The sequence below is a fragment of the Sphingomonas bisphenolicum genome, from assembly GCF_024349785.1.
In the GTDB taxonomy this organism is placed as follows: Bacteria; Pseudomonadota; Alphaproteobacteria; order Sphingomonadales; family Sphingomonadaceae; genus Sphingobium; species Sphingobium bisphenolicum.
Window position 1 is genome coordinate 179836 of record NZ_AP018817.1, and the last position, 13100, is coordinate 192935.

At 65.0% G+C, this 13100-nt stretch carries 11 protein-coding genes and 1 tRNA gene; 4 read left to right on the forward strand and 8 right to left on the reverse strand.

Annotated elements, in window-relative coordinates; all coding sequences use genetic code 11:
- Positions 1-16: 16 nt before the first annotated feature.
- The 7 genes from SBA_RS00920 to SBA_RS00950 form a co-directional block, all read right to left on the reverse strand.
- On the reverse strand, positions 17-382 hold the full coding sequence (locus SBA_RS00920) for a hypothetical protein (protein WP_261935574.1): 366 nt from the start codon (positions 380-382) through the stop codon (positions 17-19).
- Between the two features lie 173 nt (positions 383-555).
- Entirely contained in the window at positions 556-1116 is a 561-nt protein-coding gene (locus tag SBA_RS00925; RefSeq protein WP_261935575.1) for a hypothetical protein, read from the reverse strand.
- On the reverse strand, positions 1109-2461 hold the full coding sequence (locus SBA_RS00930; RefSeq protein WP_224548006.1) for a sensor histidine kinase: 1353 nt from the start codon (positions 2459-2461) through the stop codon (positions 1109-1111). Before SBA_RS00930 ends, SBA_RS00925 begins: the two co-directional genes overlap by 8 nt.
- Positions 2454-3170 carry a response regulator transcription factor gene (locus tag SBA_RS00935; RefSeq protein WP_261936649.1) on the reverse strand — a complete coding sequence of 239 codons (717 nt, stop codon included), beginning with the start codon at positions 3168-3170 and terminating at the stop codon, positions 2454-2456. The genes SBA_RS00930 and SBA_RS00935 overlap by 8 nt, the downstream gene beginning before the upstream one ends.
- Before the next feature lie 98 nt (positions 3171-3268).
- Positions 3269-4099 (reverse strand): sulfite exporter TauE/SafE family protein, encoded by an 831-nt coding sequence (locus tag SBA_RS00940; protein ID WP_224548005.1) that lies wholly within the window; start codon positions 4097-4099, stop codon positions 3269-3271.
- 290 nt (positions 4100-4389) lie between these two features.
- A complete protein-coding gene (ald, locus tag SBA_RS00945) occupies positions 4390-5505 on the reverse strand; it encodes an alanine dehydrogenase (protein ID WP_224548004.1) in 1116 nt (371 codons plus the stop codon).
- A gap of 87 nt (positions 5506-5592) precedes the next feature.
- Positions 5593-6495 (reverse strand): peptidylprolyl isomerase, encoded by a 903-nt coding sequence (locus tag SBA_RS00950; protein ID WP_261935576.1) that lies wholly within the window; start codon positions 6493-6495, stop codon positions 5593-5595.
- Positions 6496-6600: 105 nt separating this feature from the next.
- Between SBA_RS00950 and SBA_RS00955 the strand changes: the two genes are divergently transcribed.
- Positions 6601-6691: transfer RNA gene (locus tag SBA_RS00955), tRNA-Ser, on the forward strand.
- A 387-nt stretch (positions 6692-7078) separates the two neighbouring features.
- On the opposite strand, the gene SBA_RS00960 is transcribed toward SBA_RS00955, so the two are convergent.
- Positions 7079-7612 carry a MarR family winged helix-turn-helix transcriptional regulator gene (locus SBA_RS00960; protein ID WP_261935577.1) on the reverse strand — a complete coding sequence of 178 codons (534 nt, stop codon included), beginning with the start codon at positions 7610-7612 and terminating at the stop codon, positions 7079-7081.
- Between the two features lie 184 nt (positions 7613-7796).
- On the opposite strand from SBA_RS00960, the gene SBA_RS00965 reads away from it, so the two are divergent.
- From SBA_RS00965 to SBA_RS00975, 3 genes are read left to right on the forward strand one after another with little or no spacing between them, the layout of a single operon-like run.
- Entirely contained in the window at positions 7797-10721 is a 2925-nt protein-coding gene (locus SBA_RS00965; protein ID WP_261935578.1) for a TonB-dependent receptor domain-containing protein, read from the forward strand.
- 23 nt (positions 10722-10744) lie between these two features.
- Entirely contained in the window at positions 10745-12163 is a 1419-nt protein-coding gene (locus tag SBA_RS00970) for an MFS transporter (protein WP_261935579.1), read from the forward strand.
- A gap of 14 nt (positions 12164-12177) precedes the next feature.
- Entirely contained in the window at positions 12178-13092 is a 915-nt protein-coding gene (locus SBA_RS00975) for a TauD/TfdA dioxygenase family protein (protein ID WP_261935580.1), read from the forward strand.
- Positions 13093-13100: the final 8 nt, after the last annotated feature.

Below are 13100 nucleotides of genomic sequence, written 5' to 3' on the forward strand. Positions count from 1 at the left end.
CCGTGAACAGTGCCGTTTAGCGACCATTGTCGGTCAGTACGCGAACCTCGCCGACCGGATAGCCCTTTTCGGCCATTTCCTTGGCATAGTCGCCGCGAGCGTCGGCCAGCTCGGCGCGATATTCCTCCCAGGCGTCGCGATTATCCTCCGCGTCGGACGAACCGCGCAGATCGTTGGTCAGTTCCTTGCGCGCTTCGGCCAGATCGGTCTGATAGTTGAACCAGTAATCATTCTGCACGCCAGCGATCGGCGCCTGATAGACCAGTTGGGTTTCGACCCGGGCCAGCTGCTCTTCATAGCTGACCGGGCCTTCCTGCGCCATGGCGGCGGCAGGAGCCATGCCCAGCAAGGCGGTGGCGGCGATAAGCTTTGCGTACATCATGGGTTCTTCTCCTCTTCTGATCTGAACCATGCATGGCACAACGCGCCGACCCCGGCCCTTTTCGCCTGAACGGATATGCAGAATGGACGAAGCGAGGCATTGAGGCGACGGGCCGACGCGCGAAAATCCCCGAAAATCAGGGCTTATCGGCCTGAAGTCAGTCGGTTAAAAGCCTAGCGGACCACCAGATAGAAAGCGGCAGGAACCGACCCGCCATTTTCGATGACGATGTCGTAGCGGTCGGTGAAAAGCGGCAGCCAGGCGCAGTCCGCCTGGGTGCCGCCGATCGGCTTGGCGCACAGGGTATTACCATCCGCGCCCTGCACCCGCATCGACAGATTGGCCGCGCCGTGAGCCGGGGCGACCGAAATCTGGGCGCGCTGTCCGGCGAAGAAAAGCTGCCGCACGGTCACGCTGTCCCCCGCGCCGAGCGATCCGCGCCGATAGGCCGGCCCCAGCGCCCGGCCGCGAAAACCGAGCGCCGACTGAGTGACGCCATGATCCTGCGCCTCCTGCGTCCATAGCGCCGCGAGATCATCCTGCCCTTCGGCCGGGGTCGCGCCGAGCGCCTTGAGGATTTGCGCCGTGTCGAGCAGCGCGGCATGATCGCCATGGCCCTGCGCGACCTCGCCTTCCATCAACGTCCGCAACACCGGATCGGCAGGCAGCATGTCGGCTGCCGGCGCGGCCGGTCCGGCGACAAGCAGCAATCCCGGCAAGAGCAGCCTAATCATCGCGGTCCTCCGGCTGGAGCACGAACCGCGCACCGGGCGCGGCGTCCTCCACATGCAGCGACAATTCGTGCCGCTCTGCGATCGCCCTGGCGAGCGAAAGGCCAAGGCCATGCCCCCCGCCCCGCGCGCCGTCAAGCCGGACATAGCGTTCGAACACCCGCTCGCGGTCGGCCGGCGGGATGCCGGGGCCATTATCCTGCACCACGATATGCGGACCGGGCGCCAGTTCCAGCACGATGGAGCCACCGGTCGGCACATATTTGAAGGCATTGTCGAGCAGGTTGGACATGAGCCGGGTCATCTGCATCGGGTCGGCGCGCACGCGCACCCCTGGCGCGATCCGCGCATGGAAGCCGATGCCCAGATCCTCCGCGCTGGCGCCGTAGAGATCGGCCAGGCTTTCGGCAACGTCGCTGAGATCGACTTCGGCCAGACCGCGCAGGTCGCCGCGCATCGCCTGCGTGCCGGCAATATCGAGCAGCGAATCGAGCAGGCGCACGACGCTTCGGATTTCCGCCCGCGACTGATCCAGCGTGCGCAACAGCGCCTCGTCCTGCGTCCCCTCCATCGCCTTGAGGATGCGGGTGTCGAGATGCATCAGCGGAGTGCGAATCTCATGCGCGGTCTGGTCCGACACGGTGCGTTGCGCCTCGACCAGCCGTTCGACCTGGTCGAGCATGGCGTTGGTGTTGGCGGCCAGTTCGGCCAGTTCATCATTGTCCCCCGGCCCGGGCACGCGGGCGGCGATCCGGCCCGCGCGAACCGCTGCGAAGGTGGCGTTCACCACCTCCACCCGCGCACGCAGGCGACGGGCGGCGAAATGGCCGGCGATCAGGCTGAGAAGCGCGATGCCCGCTCCGGCGACGGCAAAGGCGGTGGCAAGCCGGGTGAGCAGCGCCTGCCCGCGATAGCTGCTGCGCCCCACCAGCAGGCGCGCGCCGGTACCGAGCTGGGTCGCACGGGCGAACATGCGGTCGCCGTCGGGCAGGTTGACGTAGCGCGCCTCCGACACTTCGGATGCGATGACCGGCCAGCGGTCGAGATTGCCCGCCAGACGGCGACCGGCCGGATCGGTCAGCAGATACCAGCTACGTTCGCCATCCTCACGATACATGGCGAGGCGATCGGCGATCCGCGCCTTCAGTTCCGCCTCGTCGCTGCTGAGATAGATGTCGGCGAGTCCGGCCAGGTCGGTATCGACCTCCCGCGCCAGCATCGCCCGGCCATCATCCTCGACGATCTTCTGCACCACCAGGAACAGCGCCAGCGTGGAGAGCAGGCTAACCAGCAGCGCCGACAGGGTGACCCGCCCGAAGACCGAACGGAACAGCCCGGGTCTAGGCACTGCTGGCCCCTGCCCCCGCCGCAGCGATCAGGCGATAACCGGTACCCCACACGGTTTCCAGTACCGGGCCATCGATCCCGTCCTCCAGCTTGCGGCGCAGACGGCCGACATTCACGTCGACGACATTGGTCTGGGGATCGAAGCTCAATTTCCATACCTGCCGCAGCAGCATTTCGCGCGTCACCACTTCGCCGGCATGTTCCATCAGATAACGGAACAGTTCGAATTCCTTGGGCGAGAGCGGCAGATGCTTGCCCTGGCGAAAGGCCGTGCGCGCCTTCACATGGCATTCCAGGTCGCCAAACAGCAGCACCGGCTCATGGCTGCGCCGGCTGGCCCGACGCCACAGCGCGCGGACGCGCGCGACCAGTTCGTCGGGTTCGAACGGCTTGGCGAGATAATCGTCCACGCCGCTTTCCAGGCCCTCGACCCGATGTTCGCTGCGGCCGAGCGCCGACAGCATCAGCACCGGGGCGCCTACACCCGCCACCCGCAGCCGGGTGACGATGTCGATGCCCGACAGATGGGGCAACATGCGGTCGAGGATGATGACGTCGTGGCTGCCGCCACCGGCGCGGTTGAGGCCGGTGGCGCCGTCGATCGCCTGTTCCACCACCATGCCGGCGTCGCTGAGGATCGTGGCGATGTTGGCGCGCGCGGCCTCGTCATCTTCCACCAGCAATATCGAAATCGCGTCTGCCTGCGCCATCATGTCCCCCGGCTCGCAGATAACGCGAAAGGCCGCCAGTGACAAAGGCTGTTAGCCTGTCACTGGCGGCCTTTCGCGCAAAGCCCCGGCTTTGGCGTCTATATTTTGAGCCCGGCGCGCAGCATGAGGCAGCCGATTACGAGCAGATAGGCGCCGAAGATCTTCTTGAGCGGACCGGCGGGCAGGCTGTGGGCGGCGGCCACGCCGAGCGGCGCGGTCAGCATCGACATGGAGGCGATCGCCAGCGTGGCGGGGATGTTGATATAGCCCAGCGAACCCCAGGGCAGGCCGCCTTCCTTCAGGCCGATGATCGCGAAGCCGATGGTCGTCGGGATGGCGATCAGCGTGCCGATTCCCGATGCCGTGGCGATCGCCCGGTGGATGGTGCGGCCGCACAGCGTCATCACCATGATGGCGATGGTGCCGCCGCCGATGCCCAGCAGCGAGGAAAAGGTGCCCAGCCCGCCGGCAATGCCCATGCGCAATATGCCCGACGGCATCGTGTCGCTGACGACCTTGCCGCTCACCCGGGGCAGCAGGAAGTTCAGCGACATCAGGATCACGCCGCCGCCGAAGATCATCTTCAGCGTGCGGCCATCGACATGGCTGGCTAGCATCACGCCCGCGCCGCAGCCCAGGACGATCCAGGGCGCCCAGGTCTTGAGCACCTCGAACTCCACCGCGCCGCGCTTGGCGTGCGACAGGAGCGAACGAATCGAGGTGACGATGATGGTCGCCGCCGACGTGCCGATCGCGACATGGGCGATGGCGTCATGCGTGCCGCCGAGCAGCGGCAGCACGACCAGCAGGGCCGGCACCACGACGAAGCCGCCGCCAATGCCGAAAATGCCCGCGGCAAAGCCCGCGAGCAAGCCGGCGGCCAGCATCGCGATGAGCGGAATGAGCCAGGTCATGACATCGCCCTGCATTACAGCGCCCCTTCCTGCCCAGTGCGGCCAGTGCGCATGATGTTGCGTGCGCCTCTGCGGATCAAGGCGGCGAATATGGGGAAATCGACCATGACGTTAAACCATGCCTCTCTTCGGCGGAATCAAGCTGCATGGGGGCATGTGGTCATGTCCCCCTGTCCCGCTAGACGAACGAGGTGCGCGAACCCGCAAGCCACTGTCCCAAAGTCTGACGCATGGGAGAAACAAAATCGCGACGGCGACCTAGGCGTAAAAGGCAACGCCGGCCGGCCGACGGTCGATGGCGCAGGTTAGGCGATGGCGTCTTCCGCCGGCGTGTAGGGCAGGCCCAGATCCTGCGCGACAGCCTGATACGTGACCTTCCCGTCCCAGATATTGAGGCCGGCGCGCAGATGCGGATCGCGCCGCAACGCGTCCTTCCACCCCAGTTCGGCGATGCGCAGCGCATGCGGCAACGTCACATTATTGAGCGCATAGGTGCTGGTGCGCGCGACCGCGCCGGGCATGTTCGCGACGCAATAATGGACGATGCCATCGACGATATAGGTCGGGTCCGCATGGGTGGTCGCGTGGCTGGTTTCGAAGCAGCCGCCCTGGTCGATCGCGACGTCCACCAGCACCGCGCCCTTCTTCATGGTCTTCAGCATGGCGGCGCTCACCAGCTTGGGCGCGGCGGCGCCGGGGATCAGCACCGCCCCGATCACGAGGTCCGCCTCCGCCACGCATTCGGCCAGGTTGGCGCGGTTGGAAAACCGGGTCTTGGCCCGCGCCTCGAAATACATGCCGAGCTTTTCCAGCACTTCGGGGCTGCGATCGAGGATGGTGACATCGGCGCCAAGGCCCGCCGCCATCTGCGCCGCGTTGAAACCCACCACGCCGCCACCGATCACCACCACTTTGGCCGGCAGCACGCCCGGCACGCCGCCCAGCAGCACGCCACGCCCGCCATGCGCCTTTTCCAGCGCGGTCGCACCGGCCTGGATCGCCATGCGACCGGCGACCTGGCTCATGGGCTTGAGCAACGGCAGGCCGCCATGGACGTCGGTCACGGTTTCATAGGCGATGCAGGTTGCACCCGACGCGATCAGGTCGCGGGTCTGTTCCGGGTCCGGCGCCAGGTGGAGATAGGTGTAGAGGATCTGGCCCGGCCGCAGCAGGACGCGCTCCTGCGGCTGCGGCTCCTTGACCTTCACAATCATCTCCGCCTGGACGAAAATCTCCGCCGCGGTGGCGATGATCGTCGCCCCGGCCCGCTCATATTGCGCGTCGGTCGCCCCAATGCCCTCGCCCGCACCACTCTCCACCAGCACGACATGGCCGTGCGCGGTCAGTTCATGCACGCTTTCGGGGGTCAGGCCGACGCGATATTCGTGATTCTTGATTTCCTTGACGGTGCCGACGATCATCTGAGCCTCTCCAGAAATGGGCGCGGGTTGCGATCGCGCCGCTCTGGCGTCATGATAACGCAAGCGGGATGAGAATGTTCTCCGTTTTTAAGGCGCGGCCCTGACCGGCACCGGCGCATTGCACAGATCGACGCCGCCGGCCGGGCGATCGTAGAAATCATCCTTCCGGTTGGCGCGCAGGCGCAGATAATCGGCGAAGCTGGGCGACAGCGTGTCCATCACCTCGAAATGCGGCCTGTCGGCGACCGGCAGTTCGCTGGCGAGACGGACCGTCAGGATCGGCACCTGATGTTCGGTGGGGGTGTAAAAGCCCAGTTCGCCCGATCCGCGCGGCAGGCTTGACAGGTTGGCCATACCCTCGATCACACGCCCGACGACTGCGATGTTGCGGTCGAGCTGACGCGGCGCCTGGCCGATCACGGCATAGAGTTCGGCGCCCGTCCCGGCGTCCGGCGATATATTGCGCCCGACGCCGACATAGCCGTAGCAATGGGGCAGCCACGCCGACGTCCCGTCCATCGCCACCGGCCAGCCGCCGACAAAGCCGGTCGAGGGGGCATAGGGATCGGCATGGGGCAAGGGCGTGACCGCAAGCCGCCGCGTCGCCAGCGGCAGGGCATAATCGTCCGGGCTGGTGGCGGACAGGCCGGGCGGCATCGGCTTCTTCTCCGTCGCGTCGCCCCATTGCGCGACATAATTGTCCTGCACCCGGTTGATGCTGGTGCCGTCCCACCAATGCGCCTTCGCCAGCGCCGCGATATTGGCGACATGGCGCGGCGAAAAGCCGGGTGCGAGCTGGATGACCACGCGCTTGCCGCCCTCTATGGTCATCACCAGCAGTTCGTCCGCTGGTATCGGCCGCCATGCGCCCGCCGGCGCCTGCGCCACCACGGCGGCGGGCGTGGCGGGCGGATCGGTGGCGAGAGCCGGGACGGCAAGACAGGCGGGAAGGACGATGGCGGACAGCGCAAGCGCGAGAAGACGGTTCATGCACCGATCAAACAGCGGCGTCGGGATAAAGTAAAGCATCCCCTGCCTATACCCCTTGCCTAGCCGCACATCGCACGATAGGGAGCCGCACTTCCAGTGCAATGCGGAGCGGTGGCCGAGTGGTCGAAGGCGCTCGCCTGGAAAGTGAGTATACGCCAAAAGCGTATCCAGGGTTCGAATCCCTGCCGCTCCGCCAAAATACATTATTCTTGCTGTATAATTCTCATTCTGCGGCGAAGTCGATCGTGGAGGCATGGGTTTTCCCGGCGCGCGGCATTGAGCGGCCTGGCGTCGCTGCGGGGAGCGCAGTCACCGGGTTCGCCAATGGCCGGCGACCGGTTCGGTGCGGCCAAGGCCCCAATGTGGCGATATGCGGTCCCGCAGGATCGAAGCCTGTCGCAATGTTATTTTCGCGCGATCGAGGCGCAGGCGGACATGACGCTGGCGAACGAGCCGGAATGCTTCGATCAGAGCCTGGCGCGGCCTCGACCCCGAGCGCCGGCTGGCGCGTCCGCGACCGTCATTCCATCACCATGACAAACCGACAGTGTCGCGGCGTTCCATGGCAATGCCGCCGACAATGTCAGTCGTCGCCGATATCCTGAGCCTCCCCTACGCCAGCAACGATCATCCCCAGAACGCGGGTCGCCAACTCCATCTCCTGTTCGCTCAACTTGGCAAATACCGTCGATCGGATGTCCGACAGGATCGGCTGAACCTGTTCGACAACCTCCATGCCGGCCGGCGTGATCTCGATATGGCGCGATCGCTTGTCGTGCGGATTCTCCGTCCGCCGGATCAAACCGTCGGCTTCCAGCGAATTCAGCGTCCGGATCAGCGGCGGCCATTGAATGGCAAGACGGGCCGACAGCAGCGACGTGGTGACCGGCGGCGGCGCGACGCTGAGGACGAAAAGGGTCTGCCATCTGGACCTGGACTGACCGGTCGCGGCCAGCATCCGATTCTCGACATGCGTCCCCCAGCGGCGGGCCGACAGCGAGAGTATTCGGGTCAGCCGGAATTCGACATCGTCCCGCGATCCTTCCGGAAAATAGGCGCGATATTGCGGCGTGCTGCTGTCGAACGGGTCGACTGGATTGGAGTCGTCGGAGGCCATGTCATTCCCATCGCAAGGCAGGCGCACTGAATTTTAGCCCGCCAGTCATTCTTAGCGGCGCTCTTGAATAACTGCAAAATGCCCGTTTTCCGCCGGTCTTCTAGATAGCAGGAGGGCGTTGACAATATATGTATCACGGTACATAAATTGCGCAGAGGCCGCAGCAGAAGGCCAGGAGAGGGAAATGACGATGCGATTGAGCACCCAGCACATGCGCGCAAATGCGAGCGTCCTGGCCATTGTCGGGGTAGCGATGGCGGCCCTGCCGATCGGCGCAGCCGCACAGGAAGCCGTGACGGCCGAACCGTCCGCCACGCAGCAATCCGCCCAAGCCGCTGACGCGACCCCCGCCAACCTGCCCGTGACGGACATCGTCGTGACGGGTACGCGGCTGGGTTCCAACTTCAACGCACCGACACCCGTCACCTCGATCGGCGCAGAACGGCTGGATGCGCTGGGTATCACCAATGTCGGCGAAGCGCTGAACCAGCTACCCAGTTTCCGCGCATCGAGCGGTCCGGCGGCCCAGGCCAATCTGGGCGGCAATATCGGTGCGCGGCTGCTCGATCTGCGGGGACTTGATCCGCAGCGCACGCTCGTCCTGGTCGATGGCAAGCGTTTCGTGCCCAGCACTGTGCAGGGGTCGGTCGATACCAACCTCATCCCGTCCTCCCTGCTGCGCACGGTCGATGTCGTGACCGGGGGCGCTTCGGCCGCCTATGGTTCGGATGCGGTCGCGGGCGTCGTGAACTTCGTCCTCGACCGGAAGAAGGAAGGGCTGGACGGCGAATTTGCCGCCGGCATGTCGCAGCGCGGCGATGACGGCAATCTGTTCGCCAGCCTTTCGGGCGGCATGAGCCTGGGCGATCGCGTCCATGTGATCGGCGCGGTCGAATATGAAAAGCTGGAAGGCCTGGGCACCTGCACGAGCCGCAGCTGGTGCGATAGTCAGACCCTGATCCTGGGCAACACGCCCGGCGCCGGTGGCCTGCCCGCCAACCTCATCATCGGCGGAGTCAATACATCGACCATGACGCCGGGCGGCTTGATCAACCGGTCCTATAATGCGGCGGGTCAGGCGATCGGCACGACGGCGACCGACCCCCTGCGCGGCACCAAGTTCCTGGCCGACGGCACGCCGGGCCAATTCCAATATGGCACGCTGGTCGGCCCGCTCTTCATGCTCGGCGGCGAGGGACAGGGGCGTAACGGCTTCATCTCCGCGCTGCGGCTCAAAGTACCGCTGGAACGGGTTTCCACCTATGGCGCCCTGACGGCGGAACTGACCGACGATGTGACGCTGACCGCCGACGTCTCCTACGGGCGCGTCAAGGGCACGGTCGACGGCGCCATCTTCCGCGACTTCAATGGTACGCTGCTGGGTCGCATCAAGCGCGACAATCCCTTCATTCCCGCCGCCGTGGCGTCGGCGATGGACGCCAATGGCGTCGCCTCCTTCATCCTGGGCAAGGCGGCGTTCGACCTTGGTCCCGGTCGCGCGACATCGACCACGGAAACCTATCGCGGCGTGCTGGGCGTCGAGGGGAAACTGAGCGACAAATGGACGGTGAACGGCTTCTACCAATATGGTCGCACCAATTTCACCCAGCGCGCGACGAACCTGGTCAATCAGGCCAATCTGCTCAAGGCGGTGGACGCGGTGCAGTCCGGCGGCCAGACCGTATGCCGCGTCAACGCCGATGGCATCGCCAGCAACGACGATCCTGCCTGCGTGCCCTTCAATCCGTTCGGCGAGGGGCGCTACAGCCAGGCGTCGGTCGGTTATATCACCGGCAACGGTCTGCAACATACGGTCAATGAACAGCATGTCGCGGGCGTGGACCTGCGTGGCGAACTGTTCGACCTGCCCGCCGGGCCGGTGACGGTCGCGGTCGGCGCGGAATATCGCCGCGATACGGTGGATGGCACCGCCGATCCGATTTCGGCCGCGAACGGTTTCTATTCGCTCAACGGGTCGGCCTTGTCGGGCGGCGTGACGGTGAAGGAGCTGTTCGGCGAAATCGCCGTTCCAGTGTTGCGGGATTCGGCGGTCGGCTATGCCCTCGACCTCAATGGCGCGGTCCGGCGCACCCATTATAGCACGACGGGGTCTGTCACGACCTGGAAGGCGGGCCTCGTCTATGAGCCGGTCGAAGGCGTGCGGCTACGCGGCACCCGGTCGCGCGATATTCGCGCGCCCAATATCTTCGAACTGTTCGGCCCGCAGACGCTCCGCTCGATCGGCCTGTCCGACCCGCTGAACGGCGGATTGCAGACCAATCCCTTCGTCATCACAGGCGCAAATCCCGACCTGTCCGTCGAAAAGGCGGACAGCTGGACCGGCGGCTTCGTGATCGCGCCGCGCCACGGCCTGCTCCAGCGCCTGCGTCTGTCGGTCGATTATTACAACATCAAGGTAGCCGACGCGATCGGCGCCCTCGGCGCGCAGACGCTGGTCAACCGCTGCGCCCAGGGGGCCACCAATTTCTGCAGCCAGATCACGCGCGACGCCAATAACCAGATTCTTCAGGTGCGCGACGTCATCCTCAATTCCAATGCGCTCAAGACCAGCGGCTATGACATCGAATTCCAATATCGTCAGCCGCTCGGATCGTGGGGCGAATTGAACGCGCAACTGATCGCGAATATCACCAAGGAACTGACGACCGTCGACGCGCTGGGCGCGGTGGATCGCGCCGGCCAGACCGGCGTCCGCACCGGGACGATACCGGGCGTGCCCGATTATGTGCTGGACGGCGTGCTGACCTGGACGGTCGGCAAATTCCAGTTGACCGGCCATGGCCGCTACATTCCGTCGGGGATTTACTGGACAAATTTCGTCGGGCCGGATCAGGATGGCTATGCCGTGACCGCGCCGAACAGCGTCGACAACAATAATGTGCCGAGCCGCTTCTACCTCGACATGACGGCGCGGGTGAATGTCGATGCCGGCAACGGCCGGACCTTCCAGCTGTTCGCCACGGTGAACAACCTGCTCGACCGCGATCCGCCCGCCATGCCCGGGCCATCGGGCGGTACCAACCAGATCCTGTTCGATCCGGTCGGTCGTGCGTTCAAGATCGGCGCCCGCTTCCACTTCGGTTCATAAGGCCGGGATCGAGAGGAGCCGAGATGAGCATGACCGCAACCGATCCGTCACCCCCCGTCGTCATCGAGGTGACGGATGTGATCGAGCGCCAGGGGATCAATGCGTTCGTCATCCGTCTCGTCGCGATATCCTGGGCGGTCACCTTTCTCGACGGCTTCGACATGCTCGTCATCTCCTTCGTCGCGCCCTATCTGCGCGACGGGTTCGGGGCGGACGTGATTTCGCTGGGCGAACTCTTCGCCACGGGCGTGTTCGGTGCGATGCTGGGCGGGATCGCGTTCGGCTGGCTGGGCGATCTTTATGGGCGGCGCCCGGTCATCATCGCATCGGTCGCGGCGTTCGGGGCCACCAGCATCGCCATGGCGCTCGCGCCGAATATGCAGACGCTGTTGCTTCTCCGCTTCCTAAACGGCGTGGCTCTGGGCGGGCTGATGCCGCTCGCCTGGGCGCTCAACATCGAATTTGTGCCCAGCCGCTATCGGGCGACGGTCGTGACCGTCATCATGATGGGCTATACGCTGGGCGGCGTGGTCGCCGGACCGATGACGGTCTGGCTCGCCCCCCATTATGGCTGGCAATCGGTATTCATGGTGTCGGGCGTGGCGACACTGCTGCTCGTCCCGCTTCTCTTCGCCCTGCTGCCGGAATCCGCCCGCTACCTGGCGGTGAAGGCGCGATCGCCCGAAAAAATCGCCAGAGCGCTGAACGCGCTGGCGCCGGGGCTTGGCGCCAGGCCGCAGGATCATTTCGTGGTGACCGACGAAGCGACGGCCTCGACCGGGCAGACCTTCCGCATCGCGACCCTGTTCAAAGGCGACCTGCGCCCGATCACCACCCTGCTCTGGTTCGCCTATATCGGCAGTTCGATGGCAGTCTATTTCAAGTCGAATTGGGGACCGATCATCTTCGAAGATGTCGGCTTCACCCGGACCCAGGCGGCCATGATCATGTCGGTCAGCTCGATCGGCGGTTCGCTCGCGGGGCTGGCGCTCATGCGCTTCACCGACCGGCTGGGTCCGATCGCCATCGCCTTCTATCCGATGCTGGCGGCGCCGCTGCTTCTGGTCATGGGCCTGGCGCCCGTCTCGCTACAGGGGCTGGCCGCTTTCTCCCTGCTCAGCATGGCGATGATCAGCGGCACGCATTTCGGCATGCATTCCATCGCGGGGATTTTCTACCCCAGCGCGATCCGCGCCAATGGCGCGGGATGGGCGACGTCGGTCGCGAAGATCGGCTCAATCTTCGCGCCGCTGCTGGGCGGCTATCTGCTGGCGATGAACATGCCGCCGCGCCTGCTGTTCGTCCTGCTGGCGGCCACGCCGCTGCTCTCTGCCATTTCGCTCGTCCTGCTCGCCCGTGTCGGCAAGCGCCGGGCCGCCCGCAATCCCCTTCCCACCGAAAACATCGTCCTTCCGGCGCAAGCCGCGGCGACGAAGCCCTAACAGGAAATATCATCATGGCTTTAACTGCGACCCCCATCACCCCGCGCTTCGGCGCCGAGCTTTCGGGCATCGACGTCGGCAAGCCGCTGAGCGACGCCGATTTCACCGCCATTAAGGACGCGATGAACCAATGGGGCGTGTGCGTCATTCGCGGAACCGGCTTTGACAACGCCGCCCACATCGCCTTCAGTCGCCATTTCGGCCATCTGGAAACCGCGCCCGCGGTGAAGAACCGGCCCCGCCGCCACCCGAACACGCCCGAGATATTCGACGCCAGCAACCTGACTCCGACGGGCGAGATACTGGTCGATGAAAATATGGTGCTGCACAAAAAGGGCGACCGGCTCTGGCATACCGACTCCTCCTTCATGGACCTGCGCTCGGCCTATTCGCTGTTGCTCGCCTATGAAGTGCCCAAGGAAGGCGGCCTCACCTATTTCGCGGACATGCGCTCGGCCTATGAAGACCTGCCGGCCGATATCCGGGAGAAGGTCGATACCCTGCAGGCCGAACATTCGCTCTGGTATTCGCGCCTGCTCGCCGGTTTTCCGATCACGGAGGAGGAGATTGACGGCCGTCCCAAGGCGCGCCAGCCGATGGTCATGCATCAGGAAGCGACCGGACGCACCGCCATCTATATCGGCAGCCATGCGATGGATGTCATGGGCCTGCCGCGTGCGGAAGGCCGTGCACTTATCCAATATCTGATCGCATTCGCGACTCAGCCGCAATATGTTTTCGGCGTATCCTACGAACCGGGCGATATCGTCATCTGGGACAATCTGGCGACCATGCATCGGGGCGGCGATTTCGACATCTACAAGGAGCGGCGCGACATGCGCCGGACGACCGTGCGCGAAGGCGAGCCGCCCGAACATGCCGACGATCCGTTCACGGCCTATTTTTCCGCGTCGGCGCCAAAGAACTGATCCGTCAC

What these genes read in the sequence shown, in the direction of transcription:
- SBA_RS00940 (WP_224548005.1), bottom strand. Translation starts at nt 4,099, where the DNA reads ATGCAGGGCGATGTCATGACCTGGCTCATTCCGCTCATCGCGATGCTG.
- SBA_RS00935 (WP_261936649.1), bottom strand. Translation starts at nt 3,170, where the DNA reads ATGGCGCAGGCAGACGCGATTTCGATATTGCTGGTGGAAGATGACGAG.
- SBA_RS00925 (WP_261935575.1), bottom strand. Translation starts at nt 1,116, where the DNA reads ATGATTAGGCTGCTCTTGCCGGGATTGCTGCTTGTCGCCGGACCGGCC.
- SBA_RS00970 (WP_261935579.1), top strand. Translation starts at nt 10,745, where the DNA reads ATGAGCATGACCGCAACCGATCCGTCACCCCCCGTCGTCATCGAGGTG.
- SBA_RS00950 (WP_261935576.1), bottom strand. Translation starts at nt 6,495, where the DNA reads ATGAACCGTCTTCTCGCGCTTGCGCTGTCCGCCATCGTCCTTCCCGCC.
- ald (WP_224548004.1), bottom strand. Translation starts at nt 5,505, where the DNA reads ATGATCGTCGGCACCGTCAAGGAAATCAAGAATCACGAATATCGCGTC.
- SBA_RS00965 (WP_261935578.1), top strand. Translation starts at nt 7,797, where the DNA reads ATGACGATGCGATTGAGCACCCAGCACATGCGCGCAAATGCGAGCGTC.
- SBA_RS00920 (WP_261935574.1), bottom strand. Translation starts at nt 382, where the DNA reads ATGATGTACGCAAAGCTTATCGCCGCCACCGCCTTGCTGGGCATGGCT.
- SBA_RS00975 (WP_261935580.1), top strand. Translation starts at nt 12,178, where the DNA reads ATGGCTTTAACTGCGACCCCCATCACCCCGCGCTTCGGCGCCGAGCTT.
- SBA_RS00960 (WP_261935577.1), bottom strand. Translation starts at nt 7,612, where the DNA reads ATGGCCTCCGACGACTCCAATCCAGTCGACCCGTTCGACAGCAGCACG.